24 protein-coding genes are annotated in these 25,512 nt (G+C 56.8%); all 24 read right to left on the bottom strand.

Features of this window, described 5'->3' with window-relative positions:
• Positions 1-2: 2 nt before the first annotated feature.
• A complete protein-coding gene (locus D0C27_RS01875; protein WP_009462183.1) occupies positions 3-848 on the bottom strand; it encodes a type II secretion system F family protein in 846 nt (281 codons plus the stop codon).
• Positions 845-2,494: an ATPase, T2SS/T4P/T4SS family gene (locus tag D0C27_RS01870; protein WP_137430282.1), complete on the bottom strand. Its 1,650-nt coding sequence runs from the start codon at positions 2,492-2,494 to the stop codon at positions 845-847. The genes D0C27_RS01875 and D0C27_RS01870 overlap by 4 nt, the downstream gene beginning before the upstream one ends.
• Positions 2,484-3,782, bottom strand: coding sequence for a type II and III secretion system protein family protein (locus tag D0C27_RS01865; protein ID WP_137431497.1), 1,299 nt, complete (start codon positions 3,780-3,782; stop codon positions 2,484-2,486). Before D0C27_RS01865 ends, D0C27_RS01870 begins: the two co-directional genes overlap by 11 nt.
• 68 nt (positions 3,783-3,850) lie before the next feature.
• Positions 3,851-4,732 carry a Flp pilus assembly protein CpaB gene (gene cpaB / locus D0C27_RS01860; RefSeq protein ID WP_137430281.1) on the bottom strand — a complete coding sequence of 294 codons (882 nt, stop codon included), beginning with the start codon at positions 4,730-4,732 and terminating at the stop codon, positions 3,851-3,853.
• Positions 4,729-5,349: a hypothetical protein gene (locus D0C27_RS01855; protein ID WP_137430280.1), complete on the bottom strand. Its 621-nt coding sequence runs from the start codon at positions 5,347-5,349 to the stop codon at positions 4,729-4,731. Before D0C27_RS01855 ends, cpaB begins: the two co-directional genes overlap by 4 nt.
• Positions 5,346-5,948, bottom strand: a complete 603-nt coding sequence (locus tag D0C27_RS01850) for a pilus assembly protein TadE (protein ID WP_137430279.1) — start codon at positions 5,946-5,948, stop codon at positions 5,346-5,348. The genes D0C27_RS01855 and D0C27_RS01850 overlap by 4 nt, the downstream gene beginning before the upstream one ends.
• On the bottom strand, positions 5,945-7,207 hold the full coding sequence (locus D0C27_RS01845; protein ID WP_137430278.1) for a hypothetical protein: 1,263 nt from the start codon (positions 7,205-7,207) through the stop codon (positions 5,945-5,947). Before D0C27_RS01845 ends, D0C27_RS01850 begins: the two co-directional genes overlap by 4 nt.
• A complete protein-coding gene (locus D0C27_RS01840; protein ID WP_009462197.1) occupies positions 7,204-7,461 on the bottom strand; it encodes a hypothetical protein in 258 nt (85 codons plus the stop codon). The genes D0C27_RS01845 and D0C27_RS01840 overlap by 4 nt, the downstream gene beginning before the upstream one ends.
• 104 nt (positions 7,462-7,565) lie before the next feature.
• The gene (locus D0C27_RS01835; RefSeq protein WP_137430277.1) at positions 7,566-10,016 is read right to left on the bottom strand and encodes a TonB-dependent siderophore receptor; all 2,451 of its coding nucleotides are present in this window, start codon (positions 10,014-10,016) and stop codon (positions 7,566-7,568) included.
• A 170-nt stretch (positions 10,017-10,186) separates the two neighbouring features.
• A complete protein-coding gene (locus tag D0C27_RS01830; protein ID WP_137430276.1) occupies positions 10,187-11,176 on the bottom strand; it encodes a FecR family protein in 990 nt (329 codons plus the stop codon).
• An 81-nt stretch (positions 11,177-11,257) separates the two neighbouring features.
• On the bottom strand, positions 11,258-11,761 hold the full coding sequence (locus D0C27_RS01825) for a sigma-70 family RNA polymerase sigma factor (protein WP_035272834.1): 504 nt from the start codon (positions 11,759-11,761) through the stop codon (positions 11,258-11,260).
• 240 nt (positions 11,762-12,001) lie between these two features.
• On the bottom strand, positions 12,002-13,156 hold the full coding sequence (locus tag D0C27_RS01820; protein ID WP_137430275.1) for a YncE family protein: 1,155 nt from the start codon (positions 13,154-13,156) through the stop codon (positions 12,002-12,004).
• Between the two features lie 40 nt (positions 13,157-13,196).
• Positions 13,197-15,569, bottom strand: coding sequence for a TonB-dependent receptor (locus D0C27_RS01815; RefSeq protein ID WP_240688283.1), 2,373 nt, complete (start codon positions 15,567-15,569; stop codon positions 13,197-13,199).
• 289 nt (positions 15,570-15,858) lie between these two features.
• The gene (locus tag D0C27_RS01810) at positions 15,859-16,827 is read right to left on the bottom strand and encodes a FecR domain-containing protein (RefSeq protein WP_088450200.1); all 969 of its coding nucleotides are present in this window, start codon (positions 16,825-16,827) and stop codon (positions 15,859-15,861) included.
• Between the two features lie 7 nt (positions 16,828-16,834).
• Positions 16,835-17,338, bottom strand: a complete 504-nt coding sequence (locus tag D0C27_RS01805) for a sigma-70 family RNA polymerase sigma factor (protein ID WP_137430273.1) — start codon at positions 17,336-17,338, stop codon at positions 16,835-16,837.
• 234 nt (positions 17,339-17,572) lie between these two features.
• On the bottom strand, positions 17,573-18,268 hold the full coding sequence (locus D0C27_RS01800; RefSeq protein WP_009462199.1) for a fumarylacetoacetate hydrolase family protein: 696 nt from the start codon (positions 18,266-18,268) through the stop codon (positions 17,573-17,575).
• On the bottom strand, positions 18,265-18,801 hold the full coding sequence (ppa, locus tag D0C27_RS01795) for an inorganic diphosphatase (RefSeq protein ID WP_009462201.1): 537 nt from the start codon (positions 18,799-18,801) through the stop codon (positions 18,265-18,267). The genes D0C27_RS01800 and ppa overlap by 4 nt, the downstream gene beginning before the upstream one ends.
• Positions 18,802-18,829: 28 nt before the next feature.
• Positions 18,830-20,335, bottom strand: coding sequence for a heme biosynthesis HemY N-terminal domain-containing protein (locus D0C27_RS01790; RefSeq protein WP_137430272.1), 1,506 nt, complete (start codon positions 20,333-20,335; stop codon positions 18,830-18,832).
• Between the two features lie 3 nt (positions 20,336-20,338).
• A complete protein-coding gene (locus tag D0C27_RS01785) occupies positions 20,339-21,697 on the bottom strand; it encodes a uroporphyrinogen-III C-methyltransferase (protein WP_137430271.1) in 1,359 nt (452 codons plus the stop codon).
• 24 nt (positions 21,698-21,721) lie between these two features.
• A complete protein-coding gene (locus D0C27_RS01780; RefSeq protein ID WP_137430270.1) occupies positions 21,722-22,522 on the bottom strand; it encodes a uroporphyrinogen-III synthase in 801 nt (266 codons plus the stop codon).
• A 6-nt stretch (positions 22,523-22,528) separates the two neighbouring features.
• Positions 22,529-23,491 (bottom strand): hydroxymethylbilane synthase, encoded by a 963-nt coding sequence (gene hemC, locus D0C27_RS01775; RefSeq protein WP_137430269.1) that lies wholly within the window; start codon positions 23,489-23,491, stop codon positions 22,529-22,531.
• Complete coding sequence (locus D0C27_RS19580) at positions 23,488-23,613, bottom strand: hypothetical protein (RefSeq protein ID WP_003799533.1); 126 nt, start codon at positions 23,611-23,613, stop codon at positions 23,488-23,490. Before D0C27_RS19580 ends, hemC begins: the two co-directional genes overlap by 4 nt.
• A gap of 4 nt (positions 23,614-23,617) precedes the next feature.
• Positions 23,618-24,322, bottom strand: a complete 705-nt coding sequence (locus tag D0C27_RS01770; protein ID WP_035272842.1) for a TerC family protein — start codon at positions 24,320-24,322, stop codon at positions 23,618-23,620.
• A gap of 301 nt (positions 24,323-24,623) precedes the next feature.
• Positions 24,624-25,505, bottom strand: a complete 882-nt coding sequence (gene sucD / locus D0C27_RS01765; protein WP_009461784.1) for a succinate--CoA ligase subunit alpha — start codon at positions 25,503-25,505, stop codon at positions 24,624-24,626.
• Between the last annotated feature and the right edge of the window lie 7 nt (positions 25,506-25,512).

Genomic DNA, 25,512 nt, shown 5'->3' with positions numbered 1-25,512 from the left:
GATCACCCCTCCCCTCGCAGGATCACTTGCATCCACCACAGCCCCATCAGCAGCATGGCCACTAGCGCCCCCGCCACCCAAACACCCAATGTGTTGAACCAGGCCTGCTCAAATGCCGTGGCATCCAGAAGGTACAAAGCTCCCGCCACAAAACCCGGCAAGCAGAACATGATGCGCGCCTGCAAACGCGCCTGCGCGGTCAAGGCAACAATCTTGTCCTCGATGGTCAGTCGCGCCCGAATGGTTTGCGCCAGTATCTTCAAGCGTTCCCCTAGCCCCGCCCCCGTGCTCTGGCCCATCTGCAAGGCACTGAACAACATGGCCAGTTCTGACACCGGCACTCGATCCAGAAGGTCTTGATACGAGTCCTTGGCACTCACCCCCAAGCGCTGCTGACGCAATAGCAAACGCAGCTCTTGCCCCAAGGGCGCAGGCAAAGATTGAGACAGCTGCTGCAAAGCCGCTTGCAAGGCCAAACCTGCTTGCAGGCTCAAGGCCAAAGACAGAACAAAGTCAGGCAACTGTCGTCGTAAGCTTGCCAAGCGCCGCTGTCCCATCCAGCGCAGAACCAGTAAAGGCGTGACTGCAGCCAGCAGAGCTACCATCGCTGCCAGCCAGAACGACTGCATCAGCCACCAAGCCGTCAAAAAGATCAGGGGCAATAAAGCCCAGGCCCCAAAAGCCAAATATTGACTGCGCACAAATACAAAATGCGATTGCAAACTCTGCTCGGACTGCCTGAGCAGTTGCTGCCTATAACGCTTGGCAAGACGCTGCCCTGAACGTAGCAATACATAGGCCAACGCAGTGGTACCCAAGACAATCAGCAAAATACTGAGAAATCTCATGCTTGCCTCTCTGCAGGCGAAACATGCTCGGAACGCAAGCCACTGGCAGCAAAGCCAAACTCCGGGCGATAACTGTACAAGGTTTGCAGTTGAATACGCTGCGCCTCGATGCCGGTCACCTCCACAATCTCGTGCACCAAACGCTTGCCATCAGGTAAGCGGCTCAATTGCACAATAATGTGCAAGGCCCGCGCGATATGCTCTCGCACAACCAGCAAAGGCAAATCCAGACCTGCCATCAACACCATCCCTTCCAGGCGGGACAAAGCATCGCGAGGCGTATTCGCATGCAAGGTCCCCATCGAGCCTTCGTGGCCGGTGTTCATGGCCGACAACATATCGAAAGCTTCTGCGCCCCGGCACTCCCCCACCACAATCCGGTCTGGCCTCATTCGCAAGGCTTGTCGTAACAGGCTCCGTATATCGACCTGCCCCTGACCTTCTGCATTCGCGGGTCGGGACTCCAAAGCCACCCAATTACTGTGCTGCAACTGCAGCTCGGCCGCGTCTTCCAGGGTCACGATTCGTTCACCTGAATCAATGCAGGTGCTAAGCACGTTCAGCAAAGTCGTTTTGCCTGTCCCGGTTCCACCCGAAACCAGAATATTGCAGCGTCGCTGCACCGCCTGTTGCAGGAATGCGGCCATCTCCGGCGACAAACTGCCCGTCTGCAACAGATCCTCCAGCCCGAGGCGTCGTTTGGGAAACTTGCGTATGGTCACGCAGGTTCCCTTGACCGCAATGGGCGACAGTACCGCATGAAAACGCGAGCCATCGGCCAAGCGCCCATCCACTGCGGGCGAGCTGATATCCAGCCGTCTACCCAAGGGAGCCAGGATGCGATCAATAATCGCACGCAAGGCCGACTCGCTGCTGAACACCAGAGGATGGGCCTGGAGCCGCCCCGCCTGCTCAACAAACACCCGGTCATAATGATTGACCATAATTTCCGAGACCGAGGCATCAGCCAGTAAAGGCTCCAGAGGGCCCAAACCCACCGCTTCGGCACAAACACTGGCTTGCAGTCTGGCTTGCTCATGCTTGGGGACAGCACATTGGGCCTGGATCAAACGACCCAAGCAATCAAAGGCTTCCTGCTCCAACTGTTTGTCTGTGACGCGGGAGAGGTCTCGACGCTCCAATTCCAACGCACTCAACAAGGCTTGATGCAGGCGTTGCTGTTCCTGTCTGAACAGATCACTATCGGATACCGGAAGATCAGCTTGCCCAGGAGGGAAAAAACCTTGCTCACCTTGTGGTGTCTGACGCGGTTCTTCCATCGTAAAGGACTGCGGTATTGAGGTTTCCGGTGGGTTTCCCAAGTCCGAAACGGCCATATCAACTCTGGGCTGAACCTTCTGCCCAAAACCGGCAATCCGCAACTTGAACCCTCCCAGCACCAGCACATCGCCCAAGCGCAAAGGCCCATCGTCATAAACCCGTTTGCCGTTAAGCTGTACGCCCGTCAAAGAGCCGTGATCCTGGATGTACACCGCCCCCGCCCGCTTCAGAAAACTGGCATGCTGGCGCGCGATACGCCAGGACGGCAGAACCACATCACAGGCCGGGTCACGCCCTATCAAGGCCGGCAAACTGACCGTGCAGGGGCGCGTCGTCCCCAGCTCCGACTCAAGCTCAAGGTTCAACACGAAATACCTCACTATCAGGTTCTACCCATTGCGACCAGGTGCCTCGCCCTGCTCCCTTGGGGATGGCACGCACAGGTGTATTCAAGCGCGGAGCATCAGGAAAGCTTTGATCCAACCACTGGGCAGCATTCGCCTGCCGAGCCAGCAAATCAGGATGCTGTGCCGCCACCAAAGTCGGCGTCACAAATACCGCCAGTTCCGTTTCCTGTCGGGCAAAGCGTTCGGAACGAAACAAGGCGCCCAGCACTGGCAAACTGGCCAATCCCGGTAGACGATCCACATGCCGGGACTCTTCACGCGAGATAAACCCTGCCAGCACCAGCGTTTGTCCTGAACGGACATTGAACTCGGTCGAAGCTCGTCGGGTTTTCAAAGACGGCCCGGCGGGTTGGGACAGGCTGGCATCAACGGAGCTAACCTCCACCTCGATCTGCGAACGCACCAGCCCGCCACGCTCGACTCGCGGCACAATGCGCAGCGACACACCGTAAGGCTTGAAGCTGGTCTTGCTGTTTCCCTTGTCGTCCGTGGTGGTGTAAGGCAGCTCGCCCCCGGCCAGAAACTCGGCTTGAGAACCACTGCGTGCCAATAGCTGCGGTTGCGCCAGTACAACCGCATGTCCTTCCTGTGCCATGGCCTGAACGCGAGCAGACATCAAGGCGCCAACACCAAAGAACGCTGCCCCCTGCTTGGCAGGAAACGCCAAAGGCAAAACAGCTTCACCTGGCCTGTCCAAAAACTGATGAGTAGACGCATCCCAGGCACCGCCCATACTCAAACCACCCTGAGAGCTCCCATCCCAACGCACTCCCAGCTCTCGCAGACTGTTGCGCGGCACCTCCACTACCTGCACATCCAGCAAGACCATCGGTTCCCAACCGTCCTGCTGCGTGAAATCCAGCAATTGAGGATGCTCCTGACTTAATGCCTGAATGCGTTGCTTGTCCTGATCACTTAAACCTTCTCCTTCCAACACCAGCTTGCCACCCAGTTCGCTGATGCGTAACTCGGGAATGCGTTCCAGCAAACTTCGTAGCTCCGCCAAGGTTTGCCTATGATTTTCTGGCGACACCTCAATTTGGTAGGACTGGCTTTGCCCGGAATGGGACCAGACTTGTACCACCGTGCTGCCCGTCTTGCGTGCAAACAGAATCAACTCGCCCGATTCCGTGGTGACAGCGTGAACAATATCACCGTCGCCGACCGCCACCCGCTCCACCTGCGTGTCAGGCAGAACCATCAACTCACCGACTTGTAGCCCCAAGCCCTGGGCCTGGCTTTGCAAAGTTGCACTACACAGGGCAACAGACAGCAAACTCACAGCGGCCCGCCTACACCAATAGCGATTTTTGCTCATGGCTGCTGCCCCACAGAAAGGCCGTCCGGCATATCCAGCCAACCCAGACGCTCCACTTCTGTCTGGCCAAGTTGCCCTGCCGGTCTGTTGCCGTACAAAACTTGTACAGGCTGTTTGGGCCTTGCACCCGGCCCCAGACCCAGAATGTCAGCCAGCTCACCCCGCACGGCAGCCTGATGGGGTGTATGGTCATCCGGATTGCGCAGCAAAGCACTGATGCGACCATGTTGCCTGGCTGCCAGCAACTTCAAGGCATCGTCCGGGCCTACATCCAGGGTCAAGGTGTTGTAGACGTCCTGATCCAATCTGGCCGTGGTCGAGCCTTCACCCGATCTTTGTCCGGTCGCCAGAACCAGAACAGACTGCAGCAAGGGGGCCGTTACCCGCCGCTGCCGATCATCAAAACTGACATAGATATCGATCAGATCTCCTGGCCGGATCAACCCCGACACCGAACTGATCGCATCCACCGGCACAGTCAGGGCACGCCTGCCAGAGAGCAATTGCTGTGAAAATGGACTGCTGACCTCCTGCACATGCGCCTTGCTGATCAAATCCCCTGCCCGCAAAGGCTGGCTGAGCACTTGCCCCAGCAGACTCTCAAACTGCGCCACATCCCAACTGTCACTAGGCACCAGTTCGGCAGGAAAGGCGCGGGCGGCCAAATGCTCCGCCTGCAACACCGTCCCCGCTGTCAGACTGGAGGCGGCTACCACCCTATCCAATTGCACACGATGCGCCGCTTGCCGCAGAGCCTCTTCCTGCCGGTCCAAGTAACGGCTGCTGGTCCCGGCTGCCATCAAACCAGCCACCAAGGCCAGCAGGCCAAACCCTGCGCTGGGATGACGGCATAGCCACAAGAATTTCGCCCGAATCATGAGGCCTCCTTTCCACAGGCACGGCAGATCAAGAGCAAGTAGCGCTGCTGCTCATGCTCCAGCTCCATGACATCCAGCTCGGCCGGGCCTTTGCGCCAATAACGCTCGCCCGCCTCGCCTCCCCAGTCCTTGCGACGCAAATCGGCTTGCCACCCAGGCTCGGCCTTCAACAGCCAACTTTGCACTTGCCCTGGCTGTTCGTGTTGCCACAGGACGGCACCAGCAACGGGTGGCGCTGACCAAACCGATGAGGGGGAAACAGGCTGACTGTGTTCGGAAACACTTAACAAACCCGACAAGGTCGAGGCCTGTAAATCCTCCAACCACAAAACGCAATTCCTGCCATCTTTGGCACGCAGAAATACCCATTGCCCTTCCAATCTGATTGCGCCGTAATGAGCTCCACAGAATGGCTCCAAACGAGAAGCCAAGGTCTGCGCATCCAGGTCTGTGCTCAGTCCCCAGCTATACACAGGTCCAACATCGGTCTGTGCCATTTGCCCTTGATCCCACTGAACTTGGGAATCCTGCAAAGGTAGGAGCAAGGGCTGCGTTCTAGCCGGCACAGGGCTGAACATCAAGAAAAACAGCAAGAGCAAGGCAAGCAGCTGTCTCATGGCCGCTCCTTGGATCCATGATCCGGCACGTAATCCTGCCACCGGCTCAGCCAATCCAAATCGGCTCGTGTCCGCCCCCAGGCCGCGTCCATAGGCCCTGCCTGCCGTATCGTTTCTCTGGCAGCGGGCCGGCTTGAGGCCATGGCCTCACCCCAAGCAGTCGTACTGTTTTCCAAACGCTGACGTGTTTGTTGTGTACTGTTAGCCTGCCCCGCAGCCGCCCACAGCCGGGATTGGCGCTGCAACTGTGTTTTGATGGACAGAGTTGCCAGCCAACGCGGCCACGGAATGGAAACACGCGACTGTGCCGTCCAGAATCCACTGCGCAAGCTCAAAAGCTCCCATTGCAAGGGCTGGGTTGTCGCTATCGGCGACTCCGAAAAACGGGTCGGTACTGCTTCTTGAACGGGGCTGCTCGCTGCTGGAACTGGCTTGCCATGGGCATCGTGCGTGAACAGGCTCAAGTGTGTACTCTGCTGCATTTGCTGCAAGCGATACTGCTGCTGCATCAGCCAACGTCCCGCCATCACCATCAGGCCCAACACCATACCCAGCAAACAGGCCTCGACCAGTGCGATCCCTTTTTGTCGCGTGTTCATAATTGGCGGCCTCCTGCATCCATCAGCCGTGCCTGCCAAAAGGGCAAAAACAGGCTGGGCTTGGCATCCACACCGGAATCTGCCCTATCCGGTGGCAGGGAGAAAAATGATTGCGCCGCCGCCCGTGTATGAACGGTTTGTCCCAAATGGCCTTGGGCCTGTAATGTCAGCACCAGATCGGGGCCTGCGCTCTTTTCAGAATCAGCCAAGGCATACCCGTCTACCCATGACCTTTGACTCCAGGGTCTGGCATCTCGCCGCGCCCAGGATTGCGCCACTGTATTGCCTTGAGCCGATAGCAAAGAGCTATTGCCCTGCTCCAGCGCCCACTTCCAGAAGCTCTGCCCTGAAAAGTCGTCTGGCGCATCAATTCCGGACGCATGAGTTGGCGTTTGCAAGGCCCACGCCATGGCATATTCACGGAAATAACAGCCTATCCAACGGTTGGAGCGAACCATATGCATGGACTGCGTATCGTTGGAATGCCAGCGGCCCGAACGGTCAAACTCGGTACGACCAGCACGACGCAAACGATGCTGCCACAAAGGGCAACGCCGATCGACACCGGGATAAGAGCGAGCCTCGTAATCCCGTGGGGCCAGAAACCCGTATAAAGACACCAGATGCGCCAAGCCCGACTGCCACTGGGCTTGTCCGGACTGTAGCAACAGAAACTGCGGCCAGTCGTCCTGCTCAAACTGCCAGCGGATGGCTTGAGCCGGCCAATCCGACAAACTGCCATCCAAGGTCGCCTGAATAATGGTTTGTCGCCGTTGCGGTAACCCCTCTACCAATTGCTCTTGGGCCTGCGCCAGCACGTCATGAATCAAACGCTGATGGGCCTGGAAAGCCTGCTCCAAAGCCTGCTGATTGTCTCCAGCCGATCGCGCCTGGGTATACGCCAGTCCATGTGCAGGACCAAACATCATGGCGACCAAGTGCACAGGCGGATTCGCCCTACGCGCTTGCCCGGACTGGGTTTGCGCTGCCCTGTCCCATGTTGCCAAGGTCAATAAATGACCCAAAGCCAGTTGATGCCCCAACTGCGCCCGATTGATATAAGCCAGCAAGTTCAAGGTACGTGCCTGCTCGGTGGCCGCACCATAGGCAGCCGCATCCAGCGCCAGGGACAAACGCCCTTGCTGCTCGGCAATCTGGTTCACATGAAAGTAGCCGCCCCAGGCGACAGACAGAAGTGCCAGCGCGATCAGGCCCCAGGCCAATGCCGCCCCCTCTTGTGGTCGGTTGGGCGGCCTCATTGCGCATTGCCCGTAAAGGATTTCAGGCTCTTGGCACTGCCTTGAGCGGCCGCAGCAGAAGCGGCAGATTGCGCTTGCTGAGTCTGCTCGGAGCCATCCTCCCCCGCCAGTTCCTTGGCCATGGCCGCGGTCTGATTGCGAATCACCTGACCAAAGGACTGGTACACCGCAATGGCCGCCACCGCGACCAAAGCCACAATAATTAAATACTCGACCATGCCCTGGCCGCGCTGCCGCCTGATGAACTGTCTCATTGGAATCTCCCAAAAGTCAGTTCACAGTCTGCCCCTTGGCAGCGGGCCAGAATATTCGCAAAAGCCGAGCTGGATGGGCTTGTCCGGCTGCCGGCTCTGTTGCCTTAAATTCGATATTGCACGGTCAGATAAACAGTGCGTGGGGTGCCATAGTAATTATGGTCATAACTGATCGACTGGAAATAATGGCGGTCAAACAAGTTATTGATATTGACGGCAGCACTGAGCTGATCGCTAAACTGATAGGCGACGCGGGCATCCGCAACGGCATAGCCACCTTGCTTGCGTCCGTAGTAGCCGAAGCTGGACGAAGCACTTTGCAGATTCAATCCCGCGCCCATGCTCCATTTATGCCATTGCCCTGGCAAACGGTAATTGGCCCAGACTCGTGCCATATGACGTGGCACACCCGTATTGGCGGAAATATCGTAACCCACAGACGGGACATCATTGCCCCGGTTACGCGTCTGGGTGTAGGTATACGAGGCAGCCACCTGCAAGCCACGCAAGATTTCACCGTTGATTTCCGCCTCAAAACCCTGACTACGAACCTGCGCAGAGGGCCGGTAGCACGTACCGCCGCAATTCAAGTTGGCCACGCTCTCAGGCACCGTACCATCCTCGAAAGCCACGCCCTTTTGATCAGTGCGGAAAACCGCCAACAAGGTATTGACGCGTCCATCCATCAACTCGCCTTTCAAGCCCAACTCGTAATTACGACCTGTGACAGGACTCAGAAAAGCACCGGAGCGGTCGCGCTGGCTTTGTGGCCGAAAAATATCGGCGTAACTGGCATAGACGGACCATTGATTATCCAGATCCACCACCAACCCCATAAAGGGGGTGAACTTGCTGTTTTCCTTGGCATTGGTTTCGGATTTCCCCCAAACACCGTCAGACAGGTAGGTCTGCTCATACCAGGAGAGACGGCCACCTACTAACACGGAAAAGGGCTCGGCGAGCTGATAGCGTGCCGTGGCATACACGCCTTTCTTGTCCGAACGATAGCCGTCATCCATACGATTGGCAGCAATAATATCTTCACTGGCCAATTCGGGAGCGGTGACACGCTGCTGGTACGACGCATTCAGGTTCTCTACATTTCGCATCCAGCCCCACAAGTCATGGCTGCGCAAACGAGAAAAATTAGCGCCCAGGATGACATCCAGCTGCCGGTCAAACAAACGAGTACGTCCGTTCAAATAGGCATCGCCACCCCATTGGCGCGACACCATATCAAAGGCGTAGGCGTCTCCCCGAAAGGTATTAGGAGGGCCCAAACGCCCTGTCCGGAGCAGATACTTCACATCGTTGGACTCACGCACACGCACTAAGCTGGCCTTGAATTTCCAGTCCTCGTTAAAGCGATGCGCAAAATCTGCAAACCAGGTGTCCTGAGTCTTGGACGTATGGTTCCAGGGTGCGCTCAAGTTCGTATGCCGCGGGTAGTCTGGCATAGAGCCATCACCATAATTGGGCAAAGCCGACCAATCGATGACACCATAGGGTTTCTCGCGGCTATAACCCAAACCTACTGTGGTGGCCGGCCCCAGATCAAAGTCGAGAGCCCCGTAAAACGTGCGATCCACCGAGCCCACATAATCGCGGAAGGAGTCTTGCTTGTCATAATTCAACACCACCCGTCCGCGGACAGTGGCCGAGTCGTTCAGTGCGCCGGACAAATCCGCCTGAGCACCGTAGCGGTCCCACGATCCAGTTGTGCCAGTAAATACAAACTGTCGCTCGTTGGTGGGACGTTTACGCACCATATTCACCGACCCTGAAGGATCCCCCGCGCCTTCAAATAGACCTTGCGGACCACGCATGATTTCAACGCGATCATAAATCGAAGTATCTGAATTAAAGGCAGAGCCACGCGCATACAACTGGCGCTCCAAAGGCACACCGTCAAACTGATAGCTCTGGATAAAGAAGCCACGCGAATAGAACTGACCACCGGGATCATTGGCCACCATAGTGACACCCGGCGCCTTGTTCAAGGCATCCCGAATATCGGTCACACCCTGATCATCCAGCTGCTGACGGGTGATGACCGAGACGGCCTGGGGAATCTCCCGCAAGGACTGCTCACCCTTGCTGATACTGACTCTGGGGGTGACATAGGATCCACTCCCTTCCGTCGCCAGGCTCGTATTGGCCATAACCGTGATCGGAGCCAATTGCGTAGTGTCATCACGGCTTGCTAGGGTTAAAGAAACCGTTCGCCCTTTCCAGCTGGCTTGCACGCCCGTCCCCCTCAACAAGCTTTGCATAGCCTGCTGCGGCGTCATGCGCCCCCTGACTGGCGCTGCCTGAAAGCCACTGACGGTATCGGGCAAATAATAGATTTGAATGTCTGCCTGCTGCCCCAACTCAAGTAAAGCCCGGTTCAGGGATTGAGCCGGAATAGAGATTGACAGCGCAGGCGCGTCCTGCGCAATCGCCTGCCCCAAGGGACTGAACGACAAGGCCAGTGCCAATACGCTGAGCCCTACACCCTGCACCGGGCGCAAGGCAAAAAGAGGCCATCGTTTATTTGTGTTCTGTGGATACACCGTAGTACTCGTTATAAGGAAAGCGACGCACAAAGCGACAAGCCCTTTGGCCAAAGGCAATCAGGGACGCAAAACTGTCCCTTCCCTCATAAGAGTCAATCAGGAGCAAACTCCGTAACGATTCTCGTTCCTAAATTGAAAGCAATTGTATCTTTCAAGGAATATGTGGTCTAACGAGCCGCAATACCCAACCGGCCATCGGGTCCTTGGACAATCACCACGGGTGCCAATGAGGGCAGGACGCCCAGAAAAGCCTGGGGATCATTCACATCGAAAACACCGGTCACTCGCAGCCCGCGCAAGGATGGGCTATGCAGCACAATGCCTGGCTCCTTGTAGCGATTGAGCTCGGCTACGATGTGCTCCAGTGGCTCAGCATCGAAAATGGCTCGACCCTGACGCCAGGCCAAAGCCTGCACCATATTTCGTGACTGCACGGAGGCCTGTTGACCGCCGCCCAGACGCACACCCTGCTCCCCTACGAGGTTGTAATTGGTGCTGTTCCACCAGGGTCCGCTCTCTACACGTACCGAACCGGAATCAACCGCCACATCAACCGTGTCCGTCTCGCGTCGCACATTAAAACGAGTGCCCGTCACCCGTATCACGGCCTGGCCGGCATCGACATTAAAAGGCCGATCTGGCTCGGAGCGCACCTGGAAAAAAGCCTCCCCTTTTTCCAACACGACGCGGCGCTCGGACTGATAAAAGGACACGTGCACCACGCTATCGGTATTCAGACTGATCAGCGATCCGTCCGGCAAGGTCTGCTCAAGCCGTTCGCCCTTGCGGCTGACATAGCGCTGGGTATATTGCTCACTTTCCAGCCAACGCTGCGGCCCCAGAACAGCGACACCCGCTATCGCCGCACAGGCACTTCCCAACCCTGCGATAAACGCTCTACGTCCCCATTGCGGTGCCCGAGGGCGAGTGTTTTGTGCCAAGCGTGCCTTGAAAGCGGCATCCGGTGTTGCCTGCGCAATCAACCACATGGCTTCCATGTCCTGATAAGCCTGCGCATGACGCGGGTCCTGTTCACGCCATTGCTTGAGCAGCGTCTGATCCCCCTCCTGCATCAGGCCACCTCGCACGCGCGCAAACCAGAACGCGGCAGCGTCGTGTGGATCATCAGGAATGGGAAGTGAATGGGATAAGCTCATAGTCGCTACGATAGCTCGCCGGTTAATCCCTGTACCAATACGGGTGAAGACAGAAAAGTGCTCATGGCGTGCATCGTTATATTAAGAGGAAAACTGCTGCAACTTAAGCTGCAAATGACGCATGCTGCGGGTCAGGTACTTTTCTACCGAACTGACAGACAAACCCAGATGACTGGCGATTTCAGGCACGGTCCAGCCTTCCAGCCTGTGGCAGGAAAAAACCTGCTGACAGACGGGTGGCAGCTCATCCAGGGCCGCCAGCAAGGCTTCCGACAACTGCCCGCAATAGGCTGCCTCCTCGGCGCCCGACACCACGGGATGATCCTGTTCGCTCAGATCCTGCAAGGGAATCGTTAAAGCAGGCTGCTCCCGCTTTTGTCGCTGTATCAGACTGTTGGCCGCACTGCGATGCAAATAGGCTCTGGGATTGCTGATTCGGGCTACGTCTTGTTCCAGCATTCCGGCAATAGCATCGTGGGCCACATCTTCCCCATCACAGCTGTTTGATGAACGTCGCGTCCACGTCTTAACCAGCTCGTGGTAATGCACGAGCCAAGTTTTACGTGAGGACGAAAAACGCGACATAGAACGGCATGGGGTAAATAGATCAAGGGGACATAATAATAACAACGATTCTCATTATTGTTATTGTGTTTTGATCCGAACAGGAAAAAGCCTTGAAACAAAAGGATCATCTCCTGAGATCTTTGTCTCCTTTATCAGGCAAACGAACAAAAAAAACCGCCAACTGATCTGCCCCCAAAGCTTGGATGGTTGTCCAATATTTGGGGTGCAGTTCAAATGGCGGGCGTTCTTGAAACAAGCTTAACGAGGCGCTAACCGGGCCACGCCTTCCCTTGCTGTTCTGTTCTCTTCCTTGATGGACACGTAGACATTTCCCGAAGCTGCATCCAAGGCCAAACTATTAGGGTGCGGCGCCAAAGGCACCGTCGCCAAAAGCGTGTAGTCCTCTGCATCCAGCACGCTGATCGTGCCGCTATCCCGGTTGGAAACATAAACACGGTCCCGGCCTTCATCCAGCATCGGTGCAATGGGAGCCTTGCCCGTCGGTACGCTGGCCAACAGGGCACCGTTTCTGGCATCAATCGCCACCATCCTATGTCCGGTTCCGCGCTTTTCATACTCCGTCAGCCCGGCTTTCTCCTTGCGCAAGGTATCCATACGCTCCGAGCCCAGATCACTTGCCAGCAGACGATGGCGTTTGTGGTCATAAGCCAGGTTCAGCAATTGATCCGCCTTGACCTCCCATTGAGTTTTGATGGTCAAGGTCTTTGTATCAATGCCAAATACCTGTCCCTGCAAGTTGGACACATAGAGCCTGTTGCCCTCTTTATCCAGAGCAATGCCCGCTGCGCCTGCTCCCAGGCCAGAGACAACCCGATCCAGTTTCAGATTGGCCGTATCGACGACATACAGCACACTGCCTTGGGCACTCAGACCCGGAGCATAGAGGCGTTGCCGCTTCTGATCCACGACCAGCTCGCGCAGCAGATGCGGATAGATCGCTTTATCACCGTCATAACGAATGGGCTTGGCTAATTGCACGACGCCAAGAACGCGATTTTGTGTTGTATCAACAACCGTCACCGAGGCCGTCAGCGCATTGCCCACATACAGACGGTTGGCGGCATCATCCAGTGCAACTCCGAACCCACCCCGCTCCAGCGGAATTTCTACGGTCACCGACAAATCAGCTGGATTCAGACGCAAGATTCTGGAAGGTTCACTGACAGGATCCGCGCCCCCGGCTGATGCCACAAAAACCGCCTGCTGACGCGCCGAATAAGCGAGTTCATACAAGCGCGGCGCAATCATTTTGCGCGTCACCTGTATCGTTTCCTGCGCTATTTGCTCCTGGGTCGCGGGACTTACCGCTGCCCGCTTGTCCGCACCCAATTGTGCGCAAGCAGTTGTCACGCTGACGCAGGCCAGCAATCCATATCGCTGCCATTTATTCATAGTCCACCTCGTGCTTGGTAATAAGTGAAATTCGTCTGGATTAGAAATCCATGCTGGCGGACAACATGAATGTTCGAGGAGCGCCCTGCCAGAGCTTGCCGCTACCGCCAGCCGACCAATAGGCTTTGTTGGCGATATTCAGTACATCGGCACGCAAAGTCAGTGCATGACCGCTGATGGAAGTTTGATAACGCAAGCCGGCATCAAAGATAGTTCTACCCGCCGCACGCATCGAGTTATCGCTGCTGTAATACTGTCCCTGGATCGCCTGCATATTTCCTGTCGCCGTCAGACCTGTCACACCAGGCACATCCCACTCCACGCCCAACTTGCCTTGCCACTTGGGTCTGGCCATGACGAACCGCCCTTGATTGACACCACCGGCTGTCTTGCTCAACTCGGCATCCAGATAGGCAATGCCCCCCATCAGACGCAAGCCCTCTACAGGCTCTCCAAAGAAATTCAGTTCCAGGCCACGATTACGCTGCTCACCATCGAAGGAGAAGATATTGCTTGTGGGGTCGATATAGCTGTTGGGCAGGCGGATTTGATAGGCACTCAATGTCGCGGCAAAATCACCCAGATCCAGCTTCACACCCACTTCATGTTGTCTGGTTTTATGCGGTGCGAAAATTTCACCGGCGTTATTGGTGCCCACTGGAGCAATCGCCCCCTCGCGCAAGCCTTCGATGTAGTTGCCGTAGACGGAAACCTCATCGCTGAGCTTGACCAACAAGGCCGCCGATGGAGAGGTGGCCGACTCCTTGTAGCGCGCCGTACTGACACCACTGACAGGGTGGAAGGACTCGCTCAGGACGTTCTGATGCCGGATTCCCAGTGTCAACATGATGCTATCGTCCGCAAAGGACAGGGTGTCAGCGATGCCTACGCTGCTCAGGCGAGACAAGGCGGTTTTGGGCACGTCCGATTTGCCGATGACTGTTGCGGGAGCTGGCCCCCAAGTAGGAGCATAGATATTCGTGTACCAGTCCGTGGGCAATAGTCCGACAACCGTTTTGGAACGCACTTCTTGCTCATAGTATGAAACGCTCAGGGCCAGTTCATGCCGCACGCTGCCCGTGCTCAGGCGGGCCATGATGCCCACATCACCTGCCTTGCGATCCAGCACTTGGCGCTGCTGTCCAAAATTGTTTCGATAGCGGCCCTGCGGATCGGTGACCGCAAACACCACCCCGAGCAAGCCGTCATAATCCGTGCTGCCTTGGCCGTAGTTACCGTAAACCGTCACATCCTTGCTCAGATCAGCTTCGCCACGCAGCACAAACGCGGTGTCCTCGGCACGGGAGTATGTCCAGTCTGGTGCCAAAGCCTGCCCTGGTTTAGGTACATCGGGCGTATCCAATCCGCGACCCACCGTAATGCCACGCGTGACACCTTTCACATTGTCTTTACTAACGTAAAAGTCAGCCGCCAGCCGTACGGTATCCGTACGCCAATCCAGCCCCAATGCCGCCAGAGTTGCCCGTTTCGACTGCTTATCGGTAGCCGTACTTCCATCCTGATACAAGCCGTTGAAACGAATACCAAACTGCTGCTTGTCACCAAAGCGGCGCCCTACATCGACATGGCTACCATATTGGCCATCGGAGACGAACATGCCGGTTAAACGCGCCAACGGCGTTTCAGTCGCACGTTTGGGGACCAGGTTCACACTCCCGCCCACTGAACCGCCGGGCGGCATGCCATTGAGCATGGCAGACGGGCCTTTCAGTACCTCAACCCGTTCCACTAACTCCAAAGGGACACGGTTATAAGGCAGTAAACCGTACAAGCCACCAAAGGCAATATCGCCCGAACCCACGTCAAAACCGCGAATCACAAAAGCTTCGCGCACAGTGCCACGCATGCCCAGGTCGTACACCGCAGCGTCAGTAGAGCCAATTACCCGCGCCAAATCCTGCGCCTGCCGTACCGCTTCTTCCGTATAGCTGATGGTGCTGAACGGCGTCTCCATGAAATCCTTGTAGCCCAACAACCCTACCCGACTGCCCGTGGCCACCTTGCCGCCTGCATACACCGGCGTCAAATCCCCACGATACAAACCGGTGACAATCACAGGACTGAGCTGCGTGACGCCACCCGCCTGGATATCGACAGAGGACGACATGGCCGTTTCAGGCAAGGAACGCAGCACATAGCGGCCGCCGCTTGTAGCGACCGCTTCATAAGTCGTGTCGGCAAGCAAACGAGCGAAGCCGTCCTGAACACTGTACTGCCCTTGCAGGGGGCGGCTTTGCAAGCCCGCCAATTGTTGCGGCTCAAACACCAGCTGTACACCAGAAAGCGCGGCAAACTCGGCCAAAGCGTCACTGAGCTTGCCCGCCGGCAGAGCGTAAGTTCGTTTGGCGCTGGTATCCATTACGTCAGCAGCCAGGGCGGGAGAGCTGGCCATCAAGGAGGTTGCCGTCAACGCGCAAAGCGTGGAACTGAGAAACAGAGCGAGAACATCTGCTCTAAGCCGGAACACAGTGCGATGGGGGTGTGAAGTCTGCGCGTCAGCCGTTTTGCGGGCCAGTCTGGACAGACATGCGTGAGAAGCCATGCTAGGAACCTTTCGTCAATGGAGGTGAAAACCTGCGACGTCATGCGTCATAAGAGGTACACCGGACGAGACGAAAAAAGTGCTCACTTTATGGAAGATTTTTTTCAAACCTTGAGCAAACGCACGGAGTTGCGCCTCTTTAAAGCTGCGGAACCAGCTCCACCCAATATGATGAGTAAGTCACGATGCGCAATGGCAAAGACTCCGCCAGGCTGGCCAAGGCGGCATCAGTATCCTTCAAGGACAAGGCCCCCGATACGCGCAACTGCGACAAGGTCGGATCACAACGCAGCACACCCGAGCGATACCGCCCCAGCTCGGCCAGCACATCCTCAAGCCGCATGTCTTTGGCCAACAGGATGCCCTGCTCCCAAAACACATCCGCGTTTTGTAATGGGCGAGGCGTGCTGACACCCCTGATATCAAAGTCCGCCTGCTCACCCGCTTGTACGCGACGAGACGACCCCGCCAAAGGCCGAACCTCGACGGCATGCTCCAGCACCGCCACGCGGAACGTATCACCATCCAGCTGGCGCACACTGAAACGTGTCCCCAAGGCACGCACCAGTCCGGCGGAGGTATCGACCAGAAAAGGTCTGGGAACGGCAAAAGAGTCCGGCTGGGTCGTAATCAGAATCTCGCCAGCCAGCAAATGGAGTCGGCGCTCGGTCTGGCTTTGTGCAATATTCACGGCGCTGCGCGTATTGAGCACCAGCTGGGAACCATCAGGCAGAACCAGAGGTTTACGCTCCCCCGTTCCTGTGGCCACATCAGCGGTCAAGCGACGCCAGGGAGCCTGACTGACGGCCAGCATCCCCAAGGGCGCAGCAAACAGCAACGTCCCCAGCATGCGCAAGGTGTGACGACGTTTGTGGCGACGATCCAGCTTCTCCACCACCTCTTTGCCTATCTCCGCTGGCAACTGATCGAAAACATGAAATACAGCCTGTGTTCGCGTCCAGGCATCTTCATGAGCCGGGCTTTTTCTGCGCCATTGTTCGAAAGCCTGACGCTCGCTGTCTGAAGGCGTGTCGTACTGGAAGGTCATGGCCCAGTTGGCCGCCTCTTTCAGCAGATCGTGCTGGATGGTGCCCGTGGATGAAGACATGCTAGCCCTATGCAACCGCCGCGCAGGCAACCAGCGCTTTCTGGATGTAGCGACGCACCGTAATCAAGGGCATCTTCATATGCTCGGCAATCTGAGCCAGCGTCATGCCATGCAGTTGCGCCAGCAAAAACACCTCCCGAGTGCGCGGTGTCAAGCTGGCCAGCATGGCGTCTATCCGCATCAAGGCCTCGATGATGATCAGTCTGGTTTCCGGGGATGGCATATGCACAGCGGGAAGATGGACAATGGCTTCCAGATAAGCCTCTTCCACCGACTTTCTGCGCCAGTGATCGACCAGCAAGCCTTTCGCGACATGCGTCAGCAAGGCACGCGGTTCACTGCCAAGACCTGGGGAAAATGTGCGTGCTGTCAGAATGCGCTCAAAGGTGTCCTGCGCAATATCAGCGGCATCATTGCTATTGCCCAGCTTACGGCGCAGCCAGCCCTGCAGCCAGCCATGATGAAGGCAATAGAGCGTTTCAACCGTCATCACGGATAGCTTGTCAGACATGGGTGTATTCATTGAAAGCCTGGAGTCAGGCAGGGAGACAAATAAGAATAAGTCTCAATTATCAATAAATTACTTCTGACAGGCAAGATATACCGTCATCTACACACGCCTGACCGTCAGACGGCAGACATGCAAATGACGACGCGCCCCCGCCTTGCATCAGAAGACCCAATGAATAAACCCGTCTGGAGACTGCTCTCCAGACGGGTTCATGACCAGCTATTCAGACCTGGATCAGACCAGACGCACCTCTATGCTACCCAGACCATCGATCGCCCCGTGCATCACATCGCCACGTTCCACCGAGCCGACACCGGCTGGGGTTCCCGTGAAAATGATGTCACCTGGGAACAACTCGAACAGGCCCGACAGGTAAGCGATGGATTCAGCCACATTCCAGATCAGCTGATTCAAATCGCCAGTCTGGCGACGCTCGCCGTTGACGTCCAGGGTGATAGCACCTTGGGACAGCTCGCCAATACGGCTGCGTGGGACCAGAGGGCCGGTCGGCGCGGAGTGGTCAAAGGCTTTGCCCACTTCCCAGGGACGACCAGCTTTTTTAGCTTGCGTCTGCAAATCCCGGCGGGTCATGTCCAGACCCACCGCGTATCCCCACACACATTCAGCAGCCTGCTCCACAGTCAGATCACGCCCGCCCTTGGACAAAGCCACGACGAGTTCGATCTCGTGATGCAGATCCTGGGTGCGAGAGGGATAAGGCATGTCGCAGACCTGGCCGGGCAGCACGTTCAAGATGGAGTCCGCCGGTTTGCAGAAGAAAAAAGGATCTTCGCGACCGGTAAAGCCCATTTCCTGTGCATGCTCGACGTAATTGCGGCCGACGCAGTAAATGCGGCGTACAGGAAAAACCTGCTCACTGCCCTGTACGTTCAGGGCCGCAACGGCGGGTGCGGGAATGACGGTACTCATTTTGCCTGGCCGTCAGCAAAGCGCTTGGCACCGTCTACCAGCTCTTTCTTGGCAGCTTCGATACCGTCCCAGCCCTTGACCTTGACCCATTTACCTTTTTCGATGTCTTTGTAGTGCTCGAAAAAGTGCTTGATGCGCTCCAGCTCTTCAGGTTGCAGATCTTCAGGCGACTTCACGTTGCGGTACAGGGGGTACAGCTTGTCGGTAGGCACGGCCAGCAGTTTGGCATCACCACCGCCTTCGTCGTCCATATGCAGCACGCCGATAGGACGGCAAGGAATCACGGCACCGATCTGGATTGGGAAAGGAGCAATCACCAGCACGTCAACCGGGTCGCCATCGTCCGAAATGGTTTGTGGAACGTAGCCGTAGTTGCAAGGGTAGTGCATGGCGGTCAGCATGAAACGGTCCACAAAAACCACGCCGTTCTCGTCAACTTCGTATTTGACGGGGTCCGAGTTCATGGGGATTTCGATGACTACGTTGATCTCGTCGGGCAGTTTTTTGCCAGCAGGTACTTGGGCGAGGCTCATTCGTGCAAACCTTTAAAAATAAAAGAAATTAATCGTTGGAGCGTCGAGGACGATCCGAAGTTTGAGAGAGATCGACCCCAGGGATGGGAGCCGTATCAAAGTAATCATCCAGATCCGAAGAGGAGCTCAAGCTGTCTTGCGAAGGCGTGGCAGCAGGAGGCACTGGCTCGGCCACCACAGGCAATGGACGGCCCTGATCCGGCAGGTCCTCGGCCACGACGCTGGCGGCATAGGTGTAATGCGGCAGATCGTCGTCATCCTGCGATGGCAGGCTGTCTGCATCGGTATGGCTAGGGTCATGACGAGTATCGGCTGCTGGCAAAGCCGTGCTGACCGCCAGAATCGGTAAGGTGCCGGCCATGGAGGCGGCCTTGCGCCAGTAAGAGACGGCTTCGTCGTGGCGACCCAGGCTGTCGTACAGATTACCCAACAAAGCATGATTACGCAGATCGCCCTGGATTTTCAGGCTACGCAACAGGTAATGCTCGCCCTGCCCCCACAATTGGCTGGTCAGGCACAGATGGCCCAAGGTGGACAGCAAGACCGGATTGTTGGGCTGACTGCGCAGCCACTCTTCGGCCTTGGCCAAGCGGCGGCCCACATATTCAGGTGGGCACTGGGCGTAGGCTTCCAGCAAGCGGCTGTCGAAACTGGCTGCAATCGCAGGCTCCAGGATACGACCGGCTTCTTCATAATTGCCTTCATGTTCTTGAATCAGGGCAGCTTCCAGCGCGACGCCGGGCAGGATCTTTTCTTCGGACTTCAGATCCGACCATAAGGCCTTGAACTGTTCAGCACCACCCACACGCAAACGAGCAGCAGCGGCAAATTCGATGTGGTTCAGTGCCTCTTGACGTTCGATGCCGCTGCGGCGCACCAGCAAACGGGTCAACTCGTAAACACGTTCGGCATTACCTTGCTGGCGATAGGCGCGCAACAACAAACGAGTGGCGTGCAAGTGGCGCGAACTGGCATCCTGCAAATCCTGCAGCAGCTCGATGGCTTCTTCGGTACGATTCTGATCCAGGTACAGCTCGGCCGAAGCCACGGCACTAGCCTCTTTCAAACGGGCATCATCGCCAGCGGCAGCACGAGCGGCGGCCAAGGCTTCGTCACGGTGAGCAATCTGACCTTGGTAATGCGCAGCACGCGCTGCTGCCAAGCCTGCCACGACTTTGCTGGACTGCGAGCGGGTTTTGCTCATCAGCTTCATCAAGTCTTTTTCAGCTTGCTCGTAACGACCTTCCAGAATGCTGATCCAGCCAGTTTCCAGCAAAGCCTGGTCACGGCGTTGAGCGCGACGACCACGCCACAGGCGGAAACGCTCCGGACCATCGCTGAACCAGGCCAACAGACGCAGCAGTACGTACAGCACGATGAACAGCCCCAGCGTGCACAGGACCACGTAAGTCAGCGAAGCACGTGCCAGATAATGCGGCGTGACCAAATAGACATTACCGGCGTGTTCACGCAAGACCAGAGCCAGCGCGACCGCAGCGATAAATAAGATGAGAGTCCAAAACCAAGTACGCATACCTTACCCCTGCGCCTGAGCCGGCTGTTCCGTCTCGGATTGAGCGGGAGTCGCAGACTCAGTCTGTTCGGCAGCAGGAGCAGCGGGCTCCTCCTGGCTGGCAGGTTCTGTGGATTGAGGAGGGTCGGACAAAATAGGGTCCGTATCGCCCTGCTCGGTCGTGGTGTCGTCGGCATTGTCCTGACTACGGCCGGCCTGAGCCTGACGCAGGCTCTCAATGGCCGCCAAGGTGTTATTCACGGTAGGCAAACGAGCACCGATGCGGGTGTCCTGCAATTGGCGGGTCAGACGCAAGGCCTGCTGAACCTGACCGGATTGCGTATCAAAGCGTTTTTCCAGCGCCGTCGCGACTGCGTTCAGCTCGGTCTGCCAGACGGCGGACTGGTTCATCATCATGGCCAGTTGGGCGGCCATAATGCGCAGACGCAGGTTCTCTCGCAGACGGGCAGCCTGATCCGGCGACATCAGCAAGGCGGCGGCATCGTCGACACGACGGATGGAGACAAACTGCCCCAGATCGTGGCTGACCGAGCGCCAGGCGCTGCTACCCCACTGTTCCACCGTATTCCAGCTGCGCTCCCACCAAGGGGCATCAGCGGCCAGTTCCGTAGGTTCCTGAACGTCGGACTGCAAGTCCAGCGCTTCAGTATTCGCACCACCGGCAACGTCATCCGGCACCAGCAAAGGCGCTTCCGAGACGTAGCGCGACAAGATATCCAGTTGACGCGACAAGGAGGCCACATCCACCGTGGCAGCGGCGCGCAGGCGTTCCAGATCGCCATTCAGTGTTTGTTGCAAGGAAGCCAGACCGACGCGATTGGCACGAGCCAATTGCGCCTGAGCAGCTTCCAGAGAAACGATGGCATTGGCCACATTGCCACCCAGCATCAGCTGTTGCTGCGCAATCGTGGCCAGGTGATCAATATCATTCAGCAAAACCAGTTCCGACCCGCTGTCTGTCATGGTCTGGAAGGCTTGGCTCAGATCATGAAACTGTTCGGTGGAATCGTTAAAGGATTTTTCCAACTGGGCAAGCTTGTCGGATTGACGCTGCGCCAAGGCCAGGGCCTGCTGCGCGGTTTGGCGCGCCTGCTCTGTCGTGTTGATATTGGTCGCCAGCTGGGCTTGCAGCTCGGCCTTATGCTTTTCCAGCAATGAATTCTGGTACCAAAGACCGGCAGCGGCCAGCACCACCACAACAGCCGTCAAAGCATAAGCCGGACCCGCGCCACTTTTACGCTTTTGCGGCGCAGTGGTGCTGTCTTTGGGTTCGGAATACGGACGAGGAGCCGCTGTATTGGCTGGGCTGGAAATGGGAGTCTCCGGTTCGCTTGCGGATGCGTTCTCTGTTTTATCGTTCATGGCAAGATTGTAATCCGTGTGAGGCTAATCGCGCGAGAGCACCGCCATCAAGGCAGCGACAATGTCATCATCGTCTGGCGTACACCTTTTTACCATTGGTGGCGCTGCGATTCCAGCCTGCAACAATAAGGACTGTAAATGTTCTTCAATACGCGGATGTATGACCACATAGGCACATTGCGCCCAAACATCCAGTAAACCCAGGCTTTGTACATTGGCGAAAACCGCATCGGCGCTTTGAGAGCTGCTAAGCAACACGGCCAGACGGCCCGCCTGCAAACTGTCACGAATTTGGCGGCCTTGCTCTGTACTCCACTGGGCGGGGCTACGCTGGTAAATGGCCAGGCGCTGGACCTGAATACCGTGATTTTCCAGTTGCTGGCCCAACCACTCACGACCAGTATGGCCGCGCACAATCAGAACCCGTTCAAATTGCGCCAGTCGGGGCTCCAGCACCGCCCACAGAGCCTCTGAGTCCTGCAAGGAATCCGTATTTTCAGGGTGAAGTACGGCCTCTGGAGAAACGCCCGGCTGGGCGCGCAAACAGGCAGCGGTCGCAAAACCAACTGCAGCCAGCAATACCTTGTCAGGCCAGCGTTGACCGCGCGCTTGCAAAGCCGCAAAGTAAAAATTGACCGCACTGCTGCTTACAAAGAGCACCAGGTCAAAATCCTTGGGATCTTGCCATTGTTCTTCGGACAGGTTTTGCGCTTCCAGGCTCAAAGCGGGCATAAGCAAGGAAGAAAAACCCTGCGCGGCCAAGGCAGCCGACAGGGTTTCGTTCCGTCCCGCGGGGCGGGTCAGTAATACACAGGGCAGGTTCATGCCGCTTTACTCGCCTTCTGCGGGCTGTTCCGTAAGCAAGCGATCCAGAATGGCTTGAGCACCTTGCTGCTTCAGATCTTCCGCCAGCGACAGGCCCAAGGCTTCCGCATCTTTGGACGCACCCGTGATCTGAGCGCGGTACACCGTGGACCCATCAGGTTCGGCAACCAGGCCGCTAAGGCTCAGCTCCTCGCCATTCAGGGTGGCATAAGCCGCCAATGGCACCTGACAGGAACCACCCAAGGCACGCGATACGGCGCGCTCGGCCAAGGCACATACGTGGCTGGTGGAATGCGCCAAAGGCGCCAACCATTGAGCCACATCGGTACGAGTTTTCAGGATCTCGATACCCAAGGCCCCCTGCCCGGCGGCAGGCAAGCTGTCTTCGGTCGAGATGTAATCGCGAATACGCTCGGCCAATTCCAGACGACGCAAACCAGCCGAAGCCAGAATAATGGCGTCGTAATCACCACGATCCAGCTTGGACAAACGGGTCTGGACATTGCCACGCAGGGGACGGATGTCCAGGTGCGGGTAGCGCTCTCGAATCTGAGACTCGCGGCGCAAACTGGAAGTGCCTACGATGGCACCAGCAGGTAAAGCCGCAAGATTGGGATAAGTATTGGAAACAAAAGCATCGCGTGGGTCGTCCCGCTCCATGATGATGGGCAGGTCAAAGGACTCGGGCAACACCACCGGCACGTCTTTCAGGGAGTGCACCGCCAGATGGGCGCGGCCATCCAGCAAGGCGGTTTCCAGCTCTTTGACAAACAGGCCCTTGCCACCCACTTTGGACAGCGTACGATCCAGAATCTGGTCACCACGGGTTGTCATTTCCAGCAAGGATACCTTGCACTGCGGGTACAGCTGCTGCAAAAGGTCGCGAACATGCTTGGCTTGCCACAAGGCCAGTTGACTGGCACGAGTGGCAATAACCAATTCCTGAGGAGTAGAAGCCACAGCGGTCATGCAGCAAAATAGCGCACGATGGCGGCAGCAACAATACCGATAATGGCCAGGATCCCTAAGCCTTGCAGCAGGGACAAACCGCTTTCCTGACCTTTGGCGTCGGAGGATTTAAAAATTGCCATAGAACTAAGCTTCCTTGGTAGAACCTTTACGGTGCGCCAGCCATTTGCCCAGCGCCACCACTAATAAGGCACAAACAATCTCGACCCCGAGTTTAACAGGCTGGGGCTGCACGCCAAATTGATTTTCCACAATCTTGTCCGTGACCAGCATGCCGCCTGCAATCCAGCCCAGCAAGGCACCGCCCAGGGTGACGACAATAGGGAAACGGTCGATCAGTTTCAAAACCAGGGTGCTGCCCCAGACAATAATGGGGACACTTAGCAATAAACCAAAGATCACGTAGCCCAGTTGATGATCCAGGTGCGCGTTTTGTGCTGCACCGGCAATGGCAATCACGTTATCCAGGCTCATCACGAAATCCGCGATGATAATGGTTTTGACGGCAGCCCAGATGGTTCCGCCCCCTTGAATATTGCCGTGTGCGTCGTCGTCCGGCATCAGCAGCTTGATACCGATCCACATGAGCAAAAGACCACCCACCACTTTCAAAAATGGCAGATCCAATAAGGTCAGAGCAAAGAAAATCAGGACTACACGCAGGATAATTGCGCCTGCGGTCCCCCACAAAATGCCTTGCATGCGCTGCTGCTTGGGCAAGTTGCGACAGGCAAGTGCGATCACGACGGCATTGTCGCCACCGAGCAAAATATCAATCAGTACAATTTGAAACAGTGAACCCCAATGCAGGGTTTGGAGGAATTCAATCATTTCGTTCCCGTATAGCTAAACGTGAGTTCTCTTCCCAGCCGCGGGACAAACGTTCTTTTTCTGTCGCCAGGCTGTCCCAAGACAACAATGCCCCTTAAAGCAGCAAACTAATCCTAGCCTGCGCAACATCGGGGCTTCTTTTTCTTACTTGATTCGTTTGAGCATGATCAGGCTGGCCAGATTCGGGAAGGAATGCGCCGGGTTGTGGTGTTTTTCTTGACGAAACCGGCTGGCCAATTTTGCCCGGCTGCACAGGGCAGCCAGACAAAGAGCCCGCCAAAGCGGGCCCCGGTACTACTATTTACAGCACTTCTTTGAGCAGCTTGCCCATTTCGGACGGGTTGCGAGTGGTACGAATACCGCAAGCTTCCATCACTTCCAGCTTGGCGTCGGCCGTGTCGGCACCACCGGAGATCAGGGCACCGGCGTGACCCATGCGTTTTCCGGGAGGCGCTGTCACACCAGCGATAAAGCCAACAACAGGCTTGGTCATATTGTCTTTAGCCCACAAAGCCGCGTTGACTTCGTCTGGACCGCCGATCTCGCCAATCATGATAACGGCATCGGTATCAGGATCGTCGTTGAACATCTTGAGCACGTCGATGTGCTTCAGACCGTTGATTGGGTCGCCACCGATACCGACAGCCGAGGATTGACCCAGACCCAGTTCGGTTACTTGAGCAACGGCTTCGTATGTCAGCGTGCCGGAGCGGCTGACCACACCGATGCGGCCCTTGCGGTGAATGTGGCCGGGCATGATACCGATCTTCAGCTCGTCAGGAGTGATCAGACCGGGGCAGTTCGGGCCCAACAACAGGGTTTTGCGGTTTTCTGCGCGCATGCGGTTGCGAACTTCCAGCATGTCGCGAACAGGGATGCCTTCGGTAATGCAGATAACCAGGTCCAGGTCAGCTTCAACAGCTTCCCAGATGGCAGCCGCAGCACCTGCGGGGGGGACGTAGATAACCGACACAGTTGCGCCAGTTTCAGCCTTGGCGTCGGACACGGAGGCGTAAATAGGTACACCTTCGAAATCCTCACCAGCACGCTTGGGGTTCACGCCAGCCACAAAGGCTTCCATGCCGTTACCGTATTCACGGCACATGCGGGTGTGGAACTGGCCGGTCTTGCCGGTGATCCCTTGCGTGATGACTTTGGTGTCTTTATTGATCAGAATCGACATTTGCTAA

Origin of the sequence: Alcaligenes faecalis (assembly GCF_005311025.1) — a bacterium.
Lineage (GTDB): Bacteria > Pseudomonadota > Gammaproteobacteria > Burkholderiales > Burkholderiaceae_B > Alcaligenes > Alcaligenes phenolicus.
Note: the sequence above shows the minus strand (reverse complement) of the source record. Positions and strands in the feature narration are given on the sequence as shown.

Coding starts and splice junctions, on each gene's coding strand:
- D0C27_RS01875 (WP_009462183.1), bottom strand. CDS start 848: ATGAGATTTCTCAGTATTTTGCTGATTGTCTTGGGTACCACTGCGTTG.
- cpaB (WP_137430281.1), bottom strand. CDS start 4,732: ATGATTCGGGCGAAATTCTTGTGGCTATGCCGTCATCCCAGCGCAGGG.
- D0C27_RS01855 (WP_137430280.1), bottom strand. CDS start 5,349: ATGAGACAGCTGCTTGCCTTGCTCTTGCTGTTTTTCTTGATGTTCAGC.
- D0C27_RS01850 (WP_137430279.1), bottom strand. CDS start 5,948: ATGAACACGCGACAAAAAGGGATCGCACTGGTCGAGGCCTGTTTGCTG.
- D0C27_RS01845 (WP_137430278.1), bottom strand. CDS start 7,207: ATGAGGCCGCCCAACCGACCACAAGAGGGGGCGGCATTGGCCTGGGGC.
- D0C27_RS01840 (WP_009462197.1), bottom strand. CDS start 7,461: ATGAGACAGTTCATCAGGCGGCAGCGCGGCCAGGGCATGGTCGAGTAT.
- D0C27_RS01830 (WP_137430276.1), bottom strand. CDS start 11,176: ATGAGCTTATCCCATTCACTTCCCATTCCTGATGATCCACACGACGCT.
- D0C27_RS01825 (WP_035272834.1), bottom strand. CDS start 11,761: ATGTCGCGTTTTTCGTCCTCACGTAAAACTTGGCTCGTGCATTACCAC.
- D0C27_RS01820 (WP_137430275.1), bottom strand. CDS start 13,156: ATGAATAAATGGCAGCGATATGGATTGCTGGCCTGCGTCAGCGTGACA.
- D0C27_RS01815 (WP_240688283.1), bottom strand. CDS start 15,569: ATGGCCAGCTCTCCCGCCCTGGCTGCTGACGTAATGGATACCAGCGCC.
- D0C27_RS01810 (WP_088450200.1), bottom strand. CDS start 16,827: ATGTCTTCATCCACGGGCACCATCCAGCACGATCTGCTGAAAGAGGCG.
- D0C27_RS01805 (WP_137430273.1), bottom strand. CDS start 17,338: ATGTCTGACAAGCTATCCGTGATGACGGTTGAAACGCTCTATTGCCTT.
- D0C27_RS01800 (WP_009462199.1), bottom strand. CDS start 18,268: ATGAGTACCGTCATTCCCGCACCCGCCGTTGCGGCCCTGAACGTACAG.
- ppa (WP_009462201.1), bottom strand. CDS start 18,801: ATGAGCCTCGCCCAAGTACCTGCTGGCAAAAAACTGCCCGACGAGATC.
- D0C27_RS01790 (WP_137430272.1), bottom strand. CDS start 20,335: ATGCGTACTTGGTTTTGGACTCTCATCTTATTTATCGCTGCGGTCGCG.
- D0C27_RS01785 (WP_137430271.1), bottom strand. CDS start 21,697: ATGAACGATAAAACAGAGAACGCATCCGCAAGCGAACCGGAGACTCCC.
- D0C27_RS01780 (WP_137430270.1), bottom strand. CDS start 22,522: ATGAACCTGCCCTGTGTATTACTGACCCGCCCCGCGGGACGGAACGAA.
- hemC (WP_137430269.1), bottom strand. CDS start 23,491: ATGACCGCTGTGGCTTCTACTCCTCAGGAATTGGTTATTGCCACTCGT.
- D0C27_RS19580 (WP_003799533.1), bottom strand. CDS start 23,613: ATGGCAATTTTTAAATCCTCCGACGCCAAAGGTCAGGAAAGCGGTTTG.
- D0C27_RS01770 (WP_035272842.1), bottom strand. CDS start 24,322: ATGATTGAATTCCTCCAAACCCTGCATTGGGGTTCACTGTTTCAAATT.
- sucD (WP_009461784.1), bottom strand. CDS start 25,505: ATGTCGATTCTGATCAATAAAGACACCAAAGTCATCACGCAAGGGATC.